Here is a 19,221-nt window from a genome sequence, read left to right as displayed (position 1 = left end):
ACTAAATGGTTGTGCCCCTTTTATCCTTAAAACATATGAGATTGCTACAGATAATAAGAGTACGATTGCGTTTATAGGGTATATCACTAACTTTATAAGAGTTCGATGAACTTGTTACAGAATATTAAGTCGCACATTGCGTTAGTTGGTTAAATCCTTTATTTAATTTCCATTCCAGCAATTTTATTAGTATAATAATGGATCGTGTCGAATTAAAGCTAAACAATGCCTAAACTAAAGACTCGTAAAGCTGCGGCAAAGCGATTCCGTGCCACCGGCACCGGCAAAATCGTCCGTCGTAAAGCGTTCAAAAGCCACCTTTTAGAGCACAAATCGTCTGACAAAAAGCGTAGTATGCGTCAGAGTGCGCTTGTACATGAACGCGATGAACTTAACGTGCGTTTGATGCTCCCATATTTGTAAGTATTTTAGGAAATAAGTTATGACTCGGGTAAAACGCGGTAATGTAGCTCGGAAGCGCCGCAATAAAATTCTCAAACTAGCTAAAGGTTTTCGCGGTTCTCACTCTACTCTGTTTAGAACTGCCAACCAACAAGTAATGAAGGCGCTACGGAGTGCCTACCGCGATCGCAAAAAGAAAAAGCGCGATTTTCGCCGCCTCTGGATCACCCGCATCAACGCTGCTGCAAGGCAACACGGCTTAAGCTACAGCCAGTTGATCGGTAACTTGAAAAAAGCTGATATCCAACTAAATCGCAAGATGTTGGCACAATTAGCAGTCCTCGATCCAGCTAGCTTTGGCAAAGTTGCTGAACTCGCAAATCAAGCTAAAGGATAAAGGTGGCAAGGGATGTATAACAGATGTAACAAATGGGAAATAAGTACTCGGTTACATCTGGTATTATCCGCCACTATTTTTTGGATATCTTGCTTTTCCATAATGGGGACGGGATTTACTGCGTCTGCTGCCGAAATGCCAGAAATTCAGCAACGAGGCTATCTAACTGTTGCCGTTAAAGATAACTTGCGTCCGTTGGGATTTAGAGATGCTAACGGTAATTTGCAAGGCTTAGAAATTGACTTGGCACAGCGATTGGCACTTGACTTGGTAGGTAAAGCCGAGGCTGTGAAATTGAAACCCGTAGCGAATCGCGATCGCTTGGCTGTAGTCTTAGACAAGAAAGTTGATTTTGCGATCGCTAGGGTAACAGCAACTGAATCTCGCAGCCGCATAGTTAGTTTCAGTGTTCCCTACTATTTGGATAGCACTGTATTAGTTACAAAAAATGCCTCTGTACAGAAATTGAGTGATTTTGCAAAACAAAAAATTGCTGTACTGAATAACTCCAGCACCATTGCTCAAGTGCGTTACTTTGTATCAAACGCCGAGTTAGTAGGAGTGAATTCATATCAAGAAGCGCGAGATAAAATAGAAACTAATGCAGCCTTTGCCTTTGCCGCAGATGCTAGCGTTCTGAGTGGTTGGGTGCAACAATATCCCCAATATCGGTTACTGCCAATTAAGCTATCTACTGAACCCTTGTCTGTAGTCATGCCCAAGGGATTGCAGTACGATAAGTTAAGACGAAATGTGAATCAAGCGATCGCTCGTTACTTAGCAGAAGGCTGGCTCCAGCAACGTGTTCAATATTGGGGTTTACCGTAAGTTAGGAGTTAGGAGTTAGAAGTGAAGAATTATCTCCCTCATCCCCAATAGGCTGATAATAGATTATAGAAGTAACTTTTAATATTTGTATTTGCAGCAATGGATAACAGTCTAGCCGTTGTTTATCTCTCAGTTTTGGTAGGTATACTCACAATTGCAGGCGTGAGTGTTTTTCGCCAGATTTTCAAAACTCGCAAGATTGAAGGCTCCTTTGCAAGATTGCGAAAGAAGTTAGAGAAAGAAAAGGGTACGACTCAAGAATATTATGAGTTAGCCAGTATTTATTCAGAAAAGAAAATATATTCCCAAGCGATACAGCTGTTTCAAAAAGCTATTAAAGCTGCCCAAGAAGAGGGAGAAGAAAATATCGCTCCCATTTACAACGGGCTGGGTTATGTTTATTTTATCCAAGAGCAATATGACCTAGCAATTCGTCAGTATAAAGAAGCCCTAAAAGCTAAACCAGACTACGTAACAGGGTTGAATAATCTCGGTCACGCTTATGAGAAGAAAAAGTTAACGGCTCAGGCGTTACAAAGTTACGAAGAAGCACTAAAATTGGCTCCAAATAACCCTATTGCTAAACGCCGCGCTGAATCTTTACGTCGTTTGGTTTCTGCGTAAATTGGGCATTGGGCATTGTTATTTCTCCCTACTGCCCAACTATTAACAAATTAATTTGGCTTTAGCCTCTTAATTTATCGGTTTTCATGCTTAGGCTTGGAAATAGATAACTATAAGTCTTTTTTAAAAAAGTAAAAGATGATTAAGCGACTAAAGCGTTTTTTATGGCTAGTTATTGCCATGATTGTCGCCATTTCTATATCACTCGGATTAATGGGAAGATTGACTGCTCAACAGCCTTCGATTTCCCATCCTCTCACTTCACTAACAGAGGCAGAAATTAGTACAGCCGTTTCGGTGATCAAAAAAGAAAAAACTTTGAGTGAAATGGCAGTTTTTCCACTGATCGCTTTACAAGAACCAGATAAAGAAGAAGTTCTGAAATTTACACCTGGTAAAGCTTTTGGGCGAAAAGCTTTTTTGGTAATCTATGAGCGATCGCAAAATAAAACCTATGAAGGAATTGTTAATCTAACAAGCAAAACCTTAAGTTCTTGGAAAGAAATATCCTCTGTTCAACCTGCGATCGTCAATCCAGAATATGAACTCGCTACTCAGGTAGTTAAAGCCGATTCCCGATGGCAAAAAGCGATGCAAAGGCGAGGAATTACCGATTTTGATCAAGTCACAATTAGTTGTTGGGCACCAGGAATCTTAAGTAAACAGGAAGAGGTAGCAGGTAATCGTCTGTGTCGAGCTTTATCTTATTACAAAGGCAAAAGCTGGAACTATTACGGTAGTCCCATTGAAGGAGTCTTAGTAACGGTAAATTTGAACGCAGGTAAAATTGTTAGTTTCGTTGACAAGGGAAACGTACCTTTCTCTAAAGAAAACTGGAACTATGATGTAAAGTCTTTAGGCAATTTACTTTCAGCACCTAAAGCATTAAAGATTCTGCAACCAAATGGTGCAAGTTTCCGAATTAATAACAATGAAATTAGCTGGCAAGGTTGGAAGTTTCGCTATTTAATGCATCCTCGTAGTGGATTGGTGCTGTACCAAGTAACACACGACGACGGGGAAAATGTCAGACCAGTTTTATACCGCGCTAGCCTATCAGAGATGGTAGTTCCTTACGGCGATCCAAATCCCACTTGGTCGTTTAGGAATGCATTTGATGTTGGAGAATACAACTTTGGTTTGCTAGCAAATACGATGGAGTTAGGTAAAGAAATTCCTGAAAATGGTCTTTTACTGGATGCTGTATTTGCTAATGAGCAAGGAGAACCTTATAAGATACCAGGAGTTATCGGTATCTATGAACGCGATCGCGGAATGCTGTGGAAACACTATGACTACAGTACTCAGCGTAATGATGTCCGTCGGAATCGAGAATTAGTGATGTCGATGACTGCGGCCGTAGACAACTATGATTACAGCATTAATTGGATATTTCACCAGGATGGGACTTTGGAAATCCAAAATGAACTAACAGGTATCGTACTGGTACAAGGAACGGCTGCCCAAAAGCAATCTGAGGATGATTCCTATGGTCGGCTAATTGCTAAGAATATCTTCGGAGTAAATCACCAGCACTTTTTCAACTATCGCCTAGATTTCGATGTCGATGGACAGGCTAATTCTGTGATGGAAATGAATGTAAAAGCTTTGCCGATGGATGAGAAGAATCCTTTAGGAAATGCGATCGCAGTTACAAAAACTCCACTCACAAAAGAAACGGCAGCTGTCCGCGATTTGGATATGAAAAGCAGTCGGGAATGGATGATTGTGAGTGCAGATAAGAAAAATACGCTAGGGGTTGCACCTGGATATATGCTGATGCCTGGTGGAAACTCCATATTTTTCCCTGTGGAAGGCTCAAACATCCGTCAAAAGGCAGAATTTGCGAGTCACCACGTCTGGGTAACAAAATATAAACCTGCTGAACTCTATGCTGGCGGTGATTATCCCAACCAGACTCAACCAGGACAGGGTTTACCTAAATATATTGCAGACGATGAATCTTTGACGGGTAAAGATATAGTGTTGTGGTACACAATGGGCGTAACTCATGTGCCGCGATCAGAAGATTGGCCTATAATGCCTGTTCACCAAGTTGGCTTTAAGCTAATGCCTAGAGGATTCTTTAGCCGTAATCCAGCAATTAATTTACCAGAGTAAAATATTCGTTTTCTAAAGTTTCCTTGGTTCAGTGTTTTCGCAATATGTAAACCTGTAACTTGAATGCTGATAAGCTTATCGTAGGTAAAATACTGGCAGTTTTCATTCATAGGATACCTCATGAATTTTCCAGAAATTAATATTCCCGGTGAAGGCACATTGCACGCTCGTTTAATTACTTCCTTGGGTGAAATTATAGTTCGTTTGGAGGAAGACAAAACCCCCAACACCGTCAAAAATTTTGTAGGTTTAGCAACCGGAACAATCGACTGGAAAGACCCTAAGACAGGTCAATCTCAGAAAGGGACTCCTGCCTACGATGGAGTTCGCTTTCACCGAGTCATCCCTGATTTTATGATTCAGTGTGGCGATCCCTTGGCTCGTTATCCAGATATGGCCAACCGTTGGGGTACTGGTGGCCCCGGATATCAATTTGAAGATGAGTTTCATCCTGAATTGAAACACTCTAGTGTCGGTATTCTCTCAATGGCAAATGCAGGACGCGGTACTAATGGTTCGCAATGGTTCATTACAGAAGGGCCAACGCCTCATCTGAACGGCAAACACAGTGTTTTTGGTAAAGTTGTCGAAGGTATGGATATAGTCAACCGCATCGCCAATGTGCCTACGACAAGAGATCGTCCAAATCAAGACGTAGTGTTAGAAAAAGTAGAAATTTTTCGGCAGTAACTAACACCTCTCTAGTACAGCAAGGCGGAAGTCAAAAGTCAAAAGAATTGTATTCCAAACTTTTACACCATTTGAAATGGTCTGTTTATTTCCGCCGTGTTGTACTAGTGTTATTCCCCCCTTTTTTCCTTGTTTAACGAAGATTAGGGGGGATATTAGATACTACAACCTAATTCTTTACAAACATCTTCTCAGAGGATATTTGTGTTTATTGAGAAGTTGTACATAAATTTTCTAAATTTATTGGTGATAGTTAATACCATTTATTTGTCACACTGCGTCAAACTCTTTTAACTTCTTTCTTTCTTCGTGTCCTACCCTGCGGGAAGCCACTTCGTGTCTAGGCGTCCTTTGCGGTTCGTTCTTCTTTCTTGTACTTAAATCTGATTTAGCACATCTTCATAGAGAATTGGTATAATACACTGCCCCACCTTGAAAACAAATTTGCCGAAAAATTAAGATTTATTTTAAAAAAGCAACAGTAATATTGTTAAATTCAGAGGCTAGATTCTAATCAGGAACAAGGTTTGAGCGATGCCTACGCCTACATAGCCCAGGTAAAATCCTTACAAGTCTTCACTTCATCAGAGATACAACTTTTGAGACAATCAGAAACGATTTAATAATAATCAAGCACTTATAGTCCACTCTTATTGGACTCCGTGTTATTTCTATTCAAAAGGGAGAACACAAACATGAAATTGGCTTACTGGATGTATGCAGGCCCAGCCCACATCGGCACTCTGCGAATCGCTAGCTCTTTTAAAAATGTCCATGCGATCATGCACGCCCCACTTGGCGATGACTACTTTAACGTCATGCGCTCTATGCTATCGCGGGAGAGGGATTTTACTCCGGTAACAACCAGTGTCGTCGATCGCAACGTTTTGGCACGCGGATCTCAAGAGAAGGTGGTAGATAACATCACCCGCAAGGATGCCGAGGAACACCCAGATTTGATTATGTTAACTCCCACCTGCACCTCCAGCATTTTGCAAGAGGATTTGCACAACTTTGTCGAACGGGCGCAGTTGGAAGCAAAAGGAGACGTAATGCTGGCGGATGTGAATCACTACCGCTACAACGAACTGCAAGCCGCCGATCGCACTTTGGATCAAATCGTCCAATACTACATTGAAAAAGCCCGGAGGCGCGGTGAATTGGCTGAGGGTAAAACTGCCAAACCCTCGGTGAACATTATCGGTACTACTACCCTTGGTTTCCACAACAATCACGACTGCACCGAACTCAAACGGTTGATGGCTGACTTGGGTATTGAGGTAAATACCTTAATTCCTGAAGGTGCATCGGTGAACGACTTGAAAAAGATGTCCCAAGCTTGGTTTAACCTAGTGCCTTACCGTGAACTCGGTTTAACCACAGCGCGTTACCTAGAAGAACAATTTGGCACACCTTATATAGACATTACTCCAATGGGTGTAGTGGAAACTGCCCGTTGTATTCGCAAGATTCAGCAGGTAATTAACGCTCAAGGTGCAGAAGTTGACTACGAAGACTTCATTAATGAGCAAACCTTGCATGTATCTCAGGCTGCTTGGTTCTCCCGTTCTATTGACTGTCAAAACTTGACTGGCAAAAAAGCTGTGGTTTTTGGTGACAACACCCACGCCGCCGCCATCACCAAAATTCTGGCGCGAGAAATGGGGATTCATGTTGTTTGGGCTGGAACCTACTGTAAATATGATGCAGACTGGTTCCGCGAACAGGTGAGCGAGTATTGCGATGAAGTGCTAATTTCCGAAGATCATGGTGAAATTGGGGATGCGATCGCTCGCGTCGAACCTTCTGCCATTTTCGGCACTCAAATGGAACGCCACGTTGGTAAACGTTTGGATATTCCCTGCGGCGTAATTGCAGCACCAATCCATGTCCAAAACTTCCCCATTGGTTACAAACCATTTATGGGTTACGAAGGCACGAATCAGATTACAGATTTGATCTACAATTCCTTCACTTTGGGAATGGAAGATCACCTGTTAGAAATCTTTGGTGGTCACGATACTAAAGAAGTTATTACTAGAGGGATTTCTGCTGATTCTGATTTGAATTGGACAAAAGATGGTCAAGCAGAATTAAATAAGATTCCGGGATTTGTTCGCGGCAAAGTGAAGCGAAATACTGAAAAATTTGCCCGCGATCGCGGTTTCAAAGAAATCAACGCTGAAGTATTATATGCCGCGAAGGAAGCTGTCGGAGCTTAATGAGAATTCAGTTATCAGCTATAAAACTGATAGCTAGAATTCCATAGAAGAGTGTTTATTTGAAAAAACACTCTTCTGCTTATTATGAAATAAATTTTAATGCCAAACTAATTTATTAAAAATGGTATACTTATGAGCAACAATCAATTACCCAGCAGATATAACGAAAATAGACTGTATACCAGATTAGTTACTACACTCAAGATCCTTCAGTTTGTCGGCTTTTTTATTGTAGTCATTTTTTTTATTGTAATATTTTCAGTATTTGGTCAATTTGTCGGTCAATTTGTCAGGTTTGGTACAGGTAATATATTTATTTTCTTACCTTTTATTTCTATAATTATTACCTGTATTATTATATATATTCTGACAGCAGCTTTAACAGCAATTATTGACCTTTTAAGCAGGATAGAACGGAATACCAGGTCTGAACAATAACTAAGGGCTAATCATACATTGAAAGGGTTTTGTTAAGGAAAACGTGGCGTTACAACGTCCCCAAACTGTAAAGAAGGAACAGAATATAAATCTAGTGTAACACCGAGAAATTTGCCCGCGATCGCGGTTTCAAGGAAATCAACGCTGAGGTATTGTACGCCGCGAAGGAAGCTGTCGGGGCGTAGGTTAAAGGGTTAGAGATTTTTAATAATAAAGGGCATATCTTAATGAGTGCCTTTTCTTATTACTTATTCTGACTTCAGCAGACGAATAAAGCCAGCTTGTTCAAAGTGGTGGTCTGTGGTTAATGCCTCTTTAATCCCAAGCTGTTGCATGACTATAAAAGAAGTGCTATCCACCAAAGACCAAGCTTTATCTTCTCTCGTTTTGAGTAGCTCCCAAGCTGCTGAATCTATTGTTGGTTCAATATAAATTAAATTGATATAGGTAGCAGTTCTGACAGCTTCTACGTATTTAAATAATTGGGGACGAGGTACGCGTAAAGGGCTATTCAGCAAAGCCACTAGTTCAATAACAACATAATTAGTTGTTGCCATTGCTTGATTTTGCTGACGTTTATGTTGAAACCACTGCTTTGCTTGTTCATGGTGGGACTCAGTTGCAATAAATAAATTAGCCCAGCCAGATGTATCTATAAAGACTTTATTCGCCAATTTTTAACTCCTGTTGCAAAGTTTGCTGGAGATATTGATCGTGGTTTTCTCCTACATCAGAATTATCAAAATTTAATGTACCTAGTAAAGGTAAAATTGGATCGAATTCGGAGATATTTTCCTGTTTAGCTGATTGAGATAAGGATTGTAGAATTAAATCTTCTAAAGATAGATTGAGCTTTTGTGCCTGAGCAGTTAATTTCCTTTCTAAGTCATCTGACAACTGTATTGTTAATGTTTTAGCCATTTTATTCACCAGTTATGGATATTCAATAATCCCATTATATATAGGTATAGCAAGTAGAAGAAAGTCTTTGTCTACCTTGAAAATAATCGCAACTATTTGTAAAATGTAAATTATAAGTTTTACCTACTATTCAGTAATAATTTCAGTTAACAAAATATAAATCTAGTGCAGAACTAATAAATTTAATCGCGATCGCAGTTTCAAAGAAATCAACTCTGAGATGTTGTACGCTGCGAAAGAAGATGTCGGGGCTTAGTTTCGCGAGTTAACAATTTTTAATTTTGAGATTAATTTCAATTGTTTCGCTGATATCTTAGCGAAACGATTTTTTAGTAGCATTACTCAGGACAACTTTAGTCAGAGCAGTACATCATTGCTTTTGGAAGAGAAGTTGAAAAATTTCTTCAGAGCTATAAAAGAGGGTTATAAGCTAGTGGCATAAAGCCACACCCTTGGGTCGGGAAAATCCGACAAAGGTAGAGTCTATCAGGACTTTGGGACTGCGATCAAAAGAATCATCTTTAAACATAGGTCATCGCCCCAAATGGCTCTCATAAAAGACCTAAATCCTGTAATAAGGGGATGGACTTCTTATTACTCAAAGTCCGATGCAAAAAACGTCGGAGAACTTGCGAAACAAGACTACCTCACATACCTGAAACTTCGACGGTGGGCAAAACACCGATGTGGAAACATAAATGATGGACACATCAAATATTGGACTTCCATTGGCAACGATAACTGGGTATTCGCAACCAGGCAAGGGCGAGTGAACCCCTTCCGGTTACTTAATCATAGTGAGTTTGCTTGCAGTAGCACTGACTATGTAAAAGTTAAAAGCGATAAAAGCCCTTACGATGGCGACACAGTTTACTAGAGTAAAAGACTAGGGACACACCCCCAAATGCCTAATCGTAAGGCTAAGTTGCTAAAACTTCAAAAGGGTAAATGTCCTTGGTGCGGGTTAAGCTTCCAAGAACGGGATGTTTTAGAAGTAGATCACAAAATCCCCAGAGCATTAAGAGGCAAGGATGAGTATAAAAATCTGCAATTATTACATCGGCATTGTCACGACGAAAAGACCGCACTTGACTTAAAAGAAATTAGGAAGAAAGACCACTCAAAATTCCGAGAGAAACTTTCTCAATTTTGGAATAAATATAACTGGGAGTGGATACATGATATTCCTAATTTCATAGGTCATGCTGTCAGGAAGTCCGATATGACAAATGGACAACACACTAAGTAGCCGTGTGCGGTGAAAGTTGCAAGCACGGTTCCGAATGGGAGGGGTGATGCAGTAATGCACACCTCGACCCTACCAATATTAACGAACTACGTCAGGAGTTGGGAATTGGCGAAGAAGGATGAAACCCAACCTTAAGACAATAAAGTTCGAGATGTTGTATTTCATCCAGATTTCGAGAGGACTTTGCCTATTGGGTAGAGACAAACCACAAAACTGCGCTTCGCGCTTTTAACTTGGTTGAAGCGATTATGCGAGAACCTTTTACAGGTATTGGCAAACCTGAACCATAGCACATAGCTACAAGCCACTATGCGTCTATAATTTTTGACAAAGTTTATCTTGCAAGATGTTAACCTGTAGCGATCGCTGCTGCAACCCCTCAAGCGATCGCATTCCTTAATAGAAAAATTTACTGATAAATAAAAATTAATAGCGAACAAATATCACAATACAAAATTATTACTTCGGGGATCTAATAGGCAGAATAACTTACTAGAAGCTTAACCGATGTGTCTCCCGTAACTAAGTAAAAAAAGCATCATAAAAGCCTCGCAATATCTCTTATATAAAAAAAGCAGATGCATGTTAATGTTTTAATCTCATCGTCTTCTCTTCGGGTCTTTCCCTATGCATCTGCACTATTTACACCCCCAACACCTTGAAGAATTAGTCAAGAGTAGTGGTATAGACTTACACCTAGTGCAACTCAATTTTAGGTCACTCCAAGGCATAACAGCTTTTGAATACCTATTGATTTCTGAACTACTCCCTCGCACTAATACTGGAATGGTGAAAGCTGGATGGTTGCAGCGTTATGCTCATATTACTGAAGGTGGTTGGTGGTGTTCTGGGCTAGATCCTTTGAATAATTGGCAAATGATGGAATGGGGATGCTTTAAGCCAAACCAACCCCGACAGAATCATAATGGTAAGTCCATCAAATACGAGCATCCCCCCGGCACACCAACGCGGGTGTTTTGTTTGCGCGTAACGTTGCAAGTGTGGCAGCAAGTTGCTGGACGTTACAATCTGGTCATGCCTGACAATATCACCATTACTGTTGATGGTGAAGCTGAAGGCTTTTGGCAATGGGTGATGCAACATAATATTCCCCTGATTCTATGTGAGGGTGTGAAGAAAGCAGCCACACTGTTAACGCAAGGATATGTAGCTATTGCCATTCCCGGAATTACCAGTGGTTATCGGGTTGTTAAAGATGAATTTGGCAAAGTTACCCGTCGTCAATTAATTCCTGATTTAGCAGCGTTTGCAATTACAAAACGTAGTTTTTATATTTGCTTTGATTTTGAAACTCAACCTAAAACAATTGCTGCTGTAAATAATGCCATTTCTCAACTTGGTTGTTTATTCCAGCAAAAAAATTGCGCTGTTAAAGTCATCGAACTTCCAGGAATAGAAAAAGGAGTTGATGAGTTTATCGTTGCCAAAGGTGCAACTAGTTTTGATAAAGTTTATCGCCAAAGTGTTGATTTAGAAATTTATTTAGCTCAAACCAAACCCCACACCGAGTTAAGCATTCCTGCGGCTCTCACATTGAATCGCCCTTATATAAGTGAAATACCTTTCCCCACTTCTGGATTAGTAGGAGTCAAATCAGCAAAAGGAACAGGTAAAACTACAGCACTGCAAGCTGTTGTTCAGCAAGCAAAAATTAGAAATAAACCTGTTTTATTAATTACTCACAGAATCCTACTAGGAAAATTTTTGTGTGAAAAAATTGGTATTCAATGGGGAACACATAAAGAAAATGTGGAGAAAAGAATTGAAAAAACACTTACCCCTGCTCCTCCCATCCTCCGTTCACTCTTTCCACAGCAATCCCTTGGACTATGTGTTGATTCTATTTGGAAACTTAACCCTGAAAATTGGCGAGGAGCAATAGTAATTTTAGATGAAGTAGAGCAATCTTTGTGGCATCTATTAAATAGTAATACTTGTAAACACAAGCGTGTAAAAATACTAAAATTATTTCAGCAACTAATTTCCACAGTTTTAACAACTGGAGGATTAGTAATTGCCCAAGACGCCGATTTATCAGATGTGTCACTTGAATATTTACAAGGATTAGCAGGAATTAAATTAACACCTTGGATAGTTCTTAACCAGTGGAAACCTCAGCATGGTTGGGACGTAACTTTTTATGATTCGCCAAACCCAACACCTCTAATTCACCAATTAGAATTGGATTTACTTGCTGGACGTAAATGTTATGTTACTACCGATAGTCGCGCTGGGCGTTACAGTTGTGAAACAATTGAACGTTATCTCAAAGAACGCTTACAAAAATTACGAAGGCAATTTCCTAAAACTTTGGTAGTTAGTAGCCACACGACAAACACACCTGGCCACGAAGCGGTTGATTTTATCGCAGCTATCAATCAAAAAATCTCTGAATATGACGGCGTTTTCGTTACCCCTAGCCTTGGTACGGGAATTAGTATTGATGTTCAACATTTCGACCGAGTTTATGGCATTTTTCAAGGGGTAATTCCTGACTCGGAAGCAAGACAAGCATTAGCAAGAGTGCGGGATGATGTGCCGCGTGTTGTCTGGTGCGCTAAACGAGGTATTGGCTTAATTGGTAGTGGTAGTACAAATTATCGCTTGCTATCTGATTGGTATCAAGAAAATCAAAAAGAAAACTTAGCTTTACTTAGTCCATTACATAAAATAGATGTGGATTTACCTTTAGTTCATGACCCGATTCATTTGCGAACTTGGGCCAAGTTATCTGCACGGGTAAATGCCTCTATCCGCCTCTACCGTCAATCGATGCAAGATGGTTTAATTGCTGATGGGCATCAAATTCAAATGCGGAGTAATGCTGTTCACAATAATATTATTCGAGATTTACGCCTTGCGTTTTTGGCAACTGACGCTGATGATTTAGCTACCCGCAGAAGATTAATTTTAGAAATTGTTAAAGTTCAAAAAGATTGGGCGCAAAGCCGTCAAAAAGCTAAAGATATTAAACGCAAAATTAAAGAGATTAAGCAGCAAAATCAACTATCGGTAGCAAGTGCTGTAGCTAATGCTAAAAATATCGATTATGTAGAATATGAGCAGCTATTAGTCAAGCATTCCCTGACTGATGGAGAACGTAACCAACTTAATAAATATGTTCTTAGACAAAGGTATGGTGTAGAAGTTACTCCTTGGCTAAAATTGCAGGATGACCACGGATATTATCGTCAACTTTTAATTCATTATTACTTAACTCACGAAAGCGAGTATTTTCACGTTAGAGATCAGCAAGAATGGCATCAGCAATTGTCTTGGGGTGAAGGGAAAGTTTTTCTGCCAGATTTAAAAACTTATACGCTCAAAGTTGAGGCGATGAGAGCTTTGGGAATGCTTCAATTTCTCGAATCAGAAAGAGAATTTACTGAGAGTCATCCAGATTTAATATTGCTGAAAAATATTGTCTTTCAGCATAGTAAGCACATTAAAAGAGCGCTTGGGATTAATTTAATAGGAGAAAAAGAGCAGGTTTCGACAATAAAAATACTTAGCCGATTATTAAATTTGTTGGGCTTGAAACTAAAGCGGGTAAATGAGGTTTATCAAATCGACTTAGAAACGCTTTATGATGGCAGGGAAAAAATATTTACAGTTTGGCATCAACGGGATGAGTTAATGTTGGCTCATGTTAAGAGTGTCGGCTATGAGTTGCCTGATAATTCTTCAGACTGGAAGTTTGAAATTATTCAACCCAAGGCTTATACCGCAGCAGCTAATATCCTTGATAGCTAAGTGTATCTAAAAACAGCCAAGCATTAGTCATACAATTAGCGCAATTTCTAATTTGTCTTCACCCGCGCCTGCTTCACCATCGCAATTAGAGTTTGATGGGCATCTTCCGCATCTGCTAAAACATGATCAAACTGAATGCGAACTGGCACAGCTTCCCCATTCACTTGCGCTGTTAAATCCATACCTTGTGCATCAATTGACATCATTTGTGCTGTATCTGCATCTGTTATACCACCAAAAGCCTTAGCATAAACAACTATGGCATCAGTATGATCGTCATTCATGTGCTTGCAGATGCGCGAACTAATATCAGCAGAAAAATTCTTAGACATTCTTTAAATAAAAGCAACAGCTTAAATTTTAAGCTAACAACGTGAATGAAATTTGCTGATTTTTTTTCTTAATACTCAAGACGATGCATTTTATTCCATTGCATAATAAATTAATTTTTTTTATGGTGGAATAATTAAATTAAAATAAACTTATTCAGTATTTCTACCTTCTACTACGGAAACCAGACAGCTTAAACTGTAGCAGAAGTATTAGCCAAACTATTGAAGCTAAGAGAAAATGAACGAAACTAGCCCCAGACGAATTGTAATTGGGGATGTACATGGTCACTATGAAGGTTTGATGACATTGTTGGAGGCGATCGCCCCCAAGTCAGACGATCAAATCTATTTTCTGGGAGACCTAATTGATCGTGGTCCTCATAGTTCACAAGTAGTTAATTTTGTCAAGCGGCATAACTACTCATGTTTGCTGGGAAATCATGAGCAGATGTTATTAAACATTCTGACCAATGACAGAACTTCCTCCCCGACGATGCAAGCATGGCTGTACAGTGGAGGGCAAGCTACCGTAGCCAGTTACCACCAGGCTTCAATTCCTGATGACCATCTGGATTGGTTCAAGAGTTTGCCTACATATCTCGACTTGGGGGATATTTGGTTAACTCATGCTGGTGTTGACCCTTCCAAGGCGGTGACAGAACAAACTGCCGATGAACTGTGCTGGATACGAGAGGAATTTCATAGCATTGAAAAACCCTACTTCCCAGATAAGCTCATTATTATCGGTCATACCATCACCTTTACCCTGCCGGGTGTTTCTCCTGGCAAACTGGCACAAGGAGAGGGATGGCTAGACATAGATACTGGCGCTTATCATCCCCGGAGTGGCTGGTTGACTGGACTAGATGTCACAAACAACCTAGTTTATCAAGTTAATATTTTTAAGGACAATATCCGTACCCTGCCCTTAGAAGATGTAGCGATCAGAATTGATCCAGCTAAAATCAGAGTTGATCGCCGCAATAAGAATTGAGCAATCTTCGAGATGAGGGGGATGAGGGAGCAGGGGAAGAAGAATTAATAATCAATGCTCAATGCCCAATCCCTAATACCTCAAGACCTCACTAATGGTCGAATATTAGCTTTATAACTAGCTTTATCCAAGCCGTAATTTCCCTTACTAGGTTGAGAGTTAATTGCACGTCTGAGGGCATCAATGCGATCGCTCGTTCCGGGGTGCGTACTTAAAAATGTCGGAGCAGAACCACCCTGTTTCAGCAGCTTTTGCATAAAGGAAACCATTGCAGATTGGGCGTAACCAGTCCGTGTCAAAGTTCGTAGTCCTCTTTGATCAGCCTCAAATTCATTGCTACGACTGCGTGGCAAGTCTCGCGCTAACTGTACACCAATTTGTACCGCCGTATTCCGGTCTAAGCCAGCAGCTGTTAATAGACCACTTTCGAGCGCTTTTTGCTGCATCTGTTTAACTACGTGTTTACCGCCAATGTGGCCAATTTCATGGGCGAGTACACTTGCTAGTTCCGCTTCATTGTCTGCGGTTTTTAGCAAACCCGTATGGACATATACATAGCCGCCTAAGGTAGCAAAAGCATTAATACTTTCATCCTGAACTACTTGGAAAGTATAAGGGAGATCGGGGCGATCGCTATTAGCTGCTAAACGCCGACCAACTTGTTCCACATATCGATTAACTTCTGGATTGCGGTAAAGCCGCACTTCACTGCCTACTAGTTCTTTATTAATTTGCTTACCCAGATCAACTTCCTGACGAGGAGACATACTAGAAAGCTGAAATGCCTGAACTCCTTGGAGTAGAAGAGGCAAGAAGTCTAAAGTTCTTCCAGGTAGAGGTGTACTCAAGCACAGACTCAAGGCAACTATCACTGAAATTAAAGGATAAAACAAGCGACGCCGCCACACACGATAATTTGTAACAAAATTCCAGTTGAACATAATACGCTTTGAAGATTATTTTGGGAGAACATAAAATGATGGGACAAATTATGAGACGGATTTAGAGTATTCTAAGTTGCATTCTTAAATCAAGACCAAAGGAGTTGTTATACAACTAATGTTTAAGCAAATCTACCGAACTATGGAAATTAGAGACTCCCTCTAGAGATGGGCTTAAACACTAGATATTATTTTCTAGGTGTGTCAATCTTAACGGGCAAAAGTTTAAGGGTTAGCTGCCACCACTACGAACTTACGAACTCGTGATAAACTGTCGCATAACCGCAATGCCTAGCCGCTTTGAATTATTACCAAATAGGGAAAATTACTATTCCCATTGAAAACCTTCTTGCTACAATCAATTACTTCGCTATTACCTCGGGAAACTTTTTATGGCTATTTTAGATTCAAAAGGTCGCTTGTTCGGCAAAATTAACCTCTTAGATTTAGGTGCCGCGCTAGTAATTCTGCTAGTTGTATTTAGCATCTTTATCTTTCCTGGCACTTCTGGTTCTGTTGCCCAAGTCGGTGCGAAAACAGTACCCATAGAAGTAGACTTAGTAGTTCGTGGTTTGAATGTCCGTGACCCTGAACAATTATTCAATAACGGATTAAAAAAAGGTGGTAAAACTAATGTGATTATCCGCAATCAACCCCACGGAGCAATTGAGATTAAATCTATTCAACAGCTACCTAGAACAATAAATGTTTCCCAACCTGATGGCAGTGTTAAAGAATTACCAGATCCAAAGACTAATAATTTTAGCACAGATTTGCTTATGACTTTAGATGGCAAAGCTCAACTCACTGATAATGGCCCTGTTATTGGTAATAGTAAAGTTAAAATAGGAATGCCATTTGAGTTGGAAGGCTTTAACTATAATTTCAATGCAACTGTTATTGATATCAGATTAAAAGATAAATAGTATTTGCATTTTATTCATCAAAAAATAGACTGATAAACCGAATTTTCTGTTACCTAAAGAACTCGGTTTATTCAGATTCAGAAGCTCCTGGCTTACAAAGATGGTTGGAGTTCTATACCTACTTAGTGGATAACTGCTATATAACTAATTAGCAGCTTTCGTTTCAAACATTAAATACGTTCCTCCTAACCCTTCTACAATTGTGCGTGTATTGGCAATCATCATTTTCTGATAGGTGTTCGCCTCGCTTCCGGGTTCACCAAGTCCCTCAGCATACAACTTCCTGTCAGAAATTTTTACTTCAGCTTGTCTAGCTACAGATTGAAGTAAATTAGGGTTAGTTGTTGCCTCTGGGAAAATTGTTGATACTTTAGCCCGTTTAATATTTGTAACTAAATTTTTCACTCTTGCATCTGTCAGGTTTTCGTTAGAACTAATATCTTGTAATCCCCCTGCTAATGGAATACCGTAAGTTTTGGCATAATAACTCAATACATTAGAGGTTGTGACTAACTTGCGTTCTTTGGCAGGAATACTGGCAATTCTTGACTTAATCCAGCTATCTAGTTGAGTAAGTTCATTTGTGATTCTTTTAGTATTGCTGGTATAAGCCTCTGCATCGCTAGATTCTACTTTTATCAGATTACTATTAATTACCTGCAACATCCTGATAGTATTCTTGGTATTGTGCCAAAGATGAGGATTAGTTACATTTTTGTCGCCTTTTTGAAATTTTTGTGGCTTAGACACTGCAAGTTGACCAACAGCTATTTTCGGTGCAGTATTTTTAGTCACTTTAATTAATTTGATCAGATTTGGTTCTAAATTATAGCCATTATAGAGAATAAGATTAGCTTGCTCAATGGCTCTACGATCTTCTGGCTTTGGTTTATAAAATTGGGGATTGGCGCTAGGGTCAATTAAACAGGTGAGGTTAACTGTATTTCCCGCAACTTGTCTGGTTAAGTCACATAATACACTTGTAGTTGCAACGACTCTGGGAAGATTATCATTTACCTGAGTGGTAGTCTGAGTGAATGCAGTTCTTGCAGTTTGATTTCCACACCCAACAAATCCAATCGTCAAGGCAACAAGAATAGCTTGGAAGGAATTAGTTGATGGTAATTTTTTTGACATCCTAAACTCCTACTGGATGTATAGAAATAATCATTATCAGTAACGGATTAGTGAAATACAAGATGTAAGCCTTCAACAAAGAAGAGGTTAAAGGCAATATGCTTGGGTTAAGGCTTGATTTTCCTTAACCCTTTTTAACAAGGAGGGAATTAGAGCAAGCCTTTTTAAGGAAAGAGTATATTAATAGACTCTCTCCTTTCTCCATCGCACATTCAGCAATTTTTGCTTGGTGAATCTCAAGTGAGATTTTTTCAGGCAAAATGTTAGTTAAGTTCAGGCGAAAGAATAGAAAACTGGTAGAGGTAAAAGCACAATAATAAAAGTGATGCTGGAGAGCCTCTGGTAAAGAGTGTAGTGTAGTTCTCTCACCGTCTATTGAAGGGGCTATACCATTGTGCTTATATTCCACAAAGGTCGCAAATGATCTAGGATTATCAGGTTAAGGAGGGGAACGTAGTAATGCTGGCGCTGATTGAGCATACGGGTTGATTTCGCAAACCGAATCGTGAATCTAAGGCAATTGTAACTGTGGTTTTGCAAACTGTGGGCATCTGATGGTTACAAAATTGGCGAATTGGTAATTTTTTAGCCATCAGCCTTTGTTAGACTAATTTTCACCTAGTAAAACCTTTCAATAATGCTCAGAGAACCATCTAACTGCTTTTTATTACATAATCCTGCCTGTAATTTATGACATAATTTTTATTTTTTAGTTTCTTATTCATGAAATAAGAACCAAGTCAAGTATATAGAAAAATTATTCAAAGCTAATATTGGTAAATATAAAGAATGGTAATTTTAGTTATCTTCCTTAACACCCTCATTTCGCTGATACTACTATATGTGGCTTGGCGAGTGTGGCAACTCAAGCAGCAGTTAGCATACATAGCAGATAGGTTAACCGCCTATGAAAGTTGTAGCCATGCAGCACTGCATAAAGCACCCGAAAATATTTATCTTAGCCAGGAGAGTATTTATAACTTACGGCAGAAAAATAAAGTACTACAGATGCAAATCCAACAAGTGCGGCAAATTATCAGTCTACTTTTGCTAGGACAGCAAATCTGGCAACGTTATTTTCGTAAGCTAGATTTAACACCAGTGAAAAGAACTGTTGGAAAATGAGTTATGCCAAGTTCATATAAACATTTATAATTAGTGCTGACACAGGGACGCGGTGACACCATAAGACGGGGACACCGTGAATTTTGAATTATTAAGTAAT

The 19,221-nt window shown here is 39.7% G+C and carries 19 protein-coding genes; 14 read left to right on the top strand and 5 right to left on the bottom strand.

Annotated elements, in window-relative coordinates:
- The first annotated feature begins 225 nt into the window (after nucleotides 1-225).
- The 7 genes from rpmI (at nucleotide 226) to bchB (ending at nucleotide 7,284) form a co-directional block, all read left to right on the top strand.
- Nucleotides 226-423 carry a 50S ribosomal protein L35 gene (gene rpmI, locus RMY00_RS17320; RefSeq protein WP_109007939.1) on the top strand — a complete coding sequence of 66 codons (198 nt, stop codon included), beginning with the start codon at nucleotides 226-228 and terminating at the stop codon, nucleotides 421-423.
- Nucleotides 424-442: 19 nt separating this feature from the next.
- Entirely contained in the window at nucleotides 443-799 is a 357-nt protein-coding gene (gene rplT, locus RMY00_RS17315; protein ID WP_229453438.1) for a 50S ribosomal protein L20, read from the top strand.
- A 12-nt stretch (nucleotides 800-811) separates the two neighbouring features.
- Entirely contained in the window at nucleotides 812-1,627 is an 816-nt protein-coding gene (locus RMY00_RS17310) for a transporter substrate-binding domain-containing protein (protein WP_322648703.1), read from the top strand.
- A gap of 99 nt (nucleotides 1,628-1,726) precedes the next feature.
- The gene (locus tag RMY00_RS17305; RefSeq protein WP_322648702.1) at nucleotides 1,727-2,251 is read left to right on the top strand and encodes a tetratricopeptide repeat protein; all 525 of its coding nucleotides are present in this window, start codon (nucleotides 1,727-1,729) and stop codon (nucleotides 2,249-2,251) included.
- Nucleotides 2,252-2,389: 138 nt separating this feature from the next.
- Nucleotides 2,390-4,372: a primary-amine oxidase gene (locus RMY00_RS17300; protein ID WP_322648701.1), complete on the top strand. Its 1,983-nt coding sequence runs from the start codon at nucleotides 2,390-2,392 to the stop codon at nucleotides 4,370-4,372.
- A gap of 120 nt (nucleotides 4,373-4,492) precedes the next feature.
- The gene (locus RMY00_RS17295) at nucleotides 4,493-5,062 is read left to right on the top strand and encodes a peptidylprolyl isomerase (protein WP_322648700.1); all 570 of its coding nucleotides are present in this window, start codon (nucleotides 4,493-4,495) and stop codon (nucleotides 5,060-5,062) included.
- 695 nt (nucleotides 5,063-5,757) lie between these two features.
- Nucleotides 5,758-7,284, top strand: coding sequence for a ferredoxin:protochlorophyllide reductase (ATP-dependent) subunit B (gene bchB, locus RMY00_RS17290; protein ID WP_322648699.1), 1,527 nt, complete (start codon nucleotides 5,758-5,760; stop codon nucleotides 7,282-7,284).
- Nucleotides 7,285-7,970: 686 nt separating this feature from the next.
- Here the strand turns inward: bchB and RMY00_RS17285 are convergent.
- Nucleotides 7,971-8,396 carry a type II toxin-antitoxin system VapC family toxin gene (locus RMY00_RS17285; RefSeq protein ID WP_322648698.1) on the bottom strand — a complete coding sequence of 142 codons (426 nt, stop codon included), beginning with the start codon at nucleotides 8,394-8,396 and terminating at the stop codon, nucleotides 7,971-7,973.
- Nucleotides 8,386-8,643 (bottom strand): hypothetical protein, encoded by a 258-nt coding sequence (locus RMY00_RS17280; RefSeq protein ID WP_322648697.1) that lies wholly within the window; start codon nucleotides 8,641-8,643, stop codon nucleotides 8,386-8,388. Before RMY00_RS17280 ends, RMY00_RS17285 begins: the two co-directional genes overlap by 11 nt.
- A gap of 505 nt (nucleotides 8,644-9,148) precedes the next feature.
- Between RMY00_RS17280 and RMY00_RS17275 the strand changes: the two genes are divergently transcribed.
- The 4 genes from RMY00_RS17275 (at nucleotide 9,149) to RMY00_RS17265 (ending at nucleotide 13,666) form a co-directional block, all read left to right on the top strand.
- Entirely contained in the window at nucleotides 9,149-9,520 is a 372-nt protein-coding gene (locus RMY00_RS17275) for a group II intron maturase-specific domain-containing protein (protein WP_322648810.1), read from the top strand.
- Between the two features lie 27 nt (nucleotides 9,521-9,547).
- Entirely contained in the window at nucleotides 9,548-9,892 is a 345-nt protein-coding gene (locus tag RMY00_RS17270) for an HNH endonuclease signature motif containing protein (RefSeq protein ID WP_322648696.1), read from the top strand.
- A 158-nt stretch (nucleotides 9,893-10,050) separates the two neighbouring features.
- A complete protein-coding gene (locus tag RMY00_RS36195; protein ID WP_416212076.1) occupies nucleotides 10,051-10,182 on the top strand; it encodes a type II toxin-antitoxin system YoeB family toxin in 132 nt (43 codons plus the stop codon).
- Nucleotides 10,183-10,519: 337 nt separating this feature from the next.
- Nucleotides 10,520-13,666 (top strand): plasmid replication protein, CyRepA1 family, encoded by a 3,147-nt coding sequence (locus tag RMY00_RS17265; RefSeq protein ID WP_322648695.1) that lies wholly within the window; start codon nucleotides 10,520-10,522, stop codon nucleotides 13,664-13,666.
- Nucleotides 13,667-13,713: 47 nt separating this feature from the next.
- Here the strand turns inward: RMY00_RS17265 and RMY00_RS17260 are convergent, their stop codons facing one another.
- Nucleotides 13,714-13,998, bottom strand: a complete 285-nt coding sequence (locus RMY00_RS17260; protein ID WP_322648694.1) for a DUF2470 domain-containing protein — start codon at nucleotides 13,996-13,998, stop codon at nucleotides 13,714-13,716.
- Between the two features lie 238 nt (nucleotides 13,999-14,236).
- Here RMY00_RS17260 and RMY00_RS17255 point away from each other — a divergent pair, with 238 nt between their 5' ends.
- Nucleotides 14,237-14,992, top strand: a complete 756-nt coding sequence (locus RMY00_RS17255; RefSeq protein WP_322648693.1) for a metallophosphoesterase family protein — start codon at nucleotides 14,237-14,239, stop codon at nucleotides 14,990-14,992.
- An 80-nt stretch (nucleotides 14,993-15,072) separates the two neighbouring features.
- On the opposite strand, the gene RMY00_RS17250 is transcribed toward RMY00_RS17255, so the two are convergent.
- Entirely contained in the window at nucleotides 15,073-15,933 is an 861-nt protein-coding gene (locus RMY00_RS17250; protein ID WP_322648692.1) for a M48 family metallopeptidase, read from the bottom strand.
- A gap of 392 nt (nucleotides 15,934-16,325) precedes the next feature.
- Between RMY00_RS17250 and RMY00_RS17245 the strand changes: the two genes are divergently transcribed.
- The gene (locus tag RMY00_RS17245; protein ID WP_322648691.1) at nucleotides 16,326-16,859 is read left to right on the top strand and encodes a DUF4330 domain-containing protein; all 534 of its coding nucleotides are present in this window, start codon (nucleotides 16,326-16,328) and stop codon (nucleotides 16,857-16,859) included.
- 144 nt (nucleotides 16,860-17,003) lie between these two features.
- On the opposite strand, the gene RMY00_RS17240 is transcribed toward RMY00_RS17245, so the two are convergent.
- Nucleotides 17,004-17,996 carry a metal ABC transporter solute-binding protein, Zn/Mn family gene (locus RMY00_RS17240; protein ID WP_322648690.1) on the bottom strand — a complete coding sequence of 331 codons (993 nt, stop codon included), beginning with the start codon at nucleotides 17,994-17,996 and terminating at the stop codon, nucleotides 17,004-17,006.
- 789 nt (nucleotides 17,997-18,785) lie between these two features.
- Between RMY00_RS17240 and RMY00_RS17235 the strand changes: the two genes are divergently transcribed.
- Nucleotides 18,786-19,121, top strand: a complete 336-nt coding sequence (locus tag RMY00_RS17235) for a hypothetical protein (RefSeq protein ID WP_322648689.1) — start codon at nucleotides 18,786-18,788, stop codon at nucleotides 19,119-19,121.
- The last annotated feature ends 100 nt before the right edge of the window (nucleotides 19,122-19,221 follow it).

Origin of the sequence: Nostoc sp. ChiVER01, from assembly GCF_034531155.1 — a bacterium.
In the GTDB taxonomy this organism is placed as follows: Bacteria; Cyanobacteriota; Cyanobacteriia; order Cyanobacteriales; family Nostocaceae; genus Nostoc.
The sequence above is the reverse complement of the archived record's forward strand: the minus strand, read 5'-3'. Positions and strand labels throughout refer to the sequence as shown.